The sequence below is a fragment of the Streptomyces canarius genome (assembly GCF_014650735.1).
GTDB classification, from domain to species: domain Bacteria; phylum Actinomycetota; class Actinomycetes; order Streptomycetales; family Streptomycetaceae; genus Streptomyces; species Streptomyces olivaceoviridis.
On sequence record NZ_BMVN01000267.1, the window covers coordinates 1 to 506 of the forward strand.

At 44.7% G+C, this 506-nt stretch carries 1 pseudogene; it reads right to left on the bottom strand.

The window, feature by feature from the left end:
- Positions 1–506 (bottom strand): annotated as a pseudogene (locus tag IE294_RS50605) (F0F1 ATP synthase subunit beta); the annotation flags it as partial.

The following is a 506-nucleotide window of genomic DNA, read 5'->3' on the forward strand; positions in this document are numbered from 1 at the left end:
GTTTTACCTACCCCAGCCCCCCCAAATAGTCCGATTTTTCCTCCACGACGATAAGGAGCTAAAAGATCGACTACTTTAATTCCTGTTTCAAAAATAGATAATTTTGTATCTAATTGTATGAAAGCGGGCGCGGATTTATGAATAGGGGATGTTGTGCGAGTATCTACAGGACCTAAATTATCAACGGGCTCCCCAAGCACGTTAAAAATTCGTCCTAGGGTCGCTCCGCCGACTGGAACACTTAGAGCAGCTCCCGTGTCAATCACTTCCATTCCTCTCGTTAGACCATCTGTAGCGCTCATAGCTACAGCTCTAACTCGATTATTTCCTAATAATTGCTGTACCTCACAAGTTACATTAATTTGTTGACCGGCGGTATCTCGACCCTTAACTACTAGGGCGTTGTAAATATTAGGCATCTTGCCCGGGGGAAAGGCTACATCCAGTACTGGACCGATGATTTGAGAAATACGCCCCAGATTTTCTTTTTCAAGCGTGGAAACTCC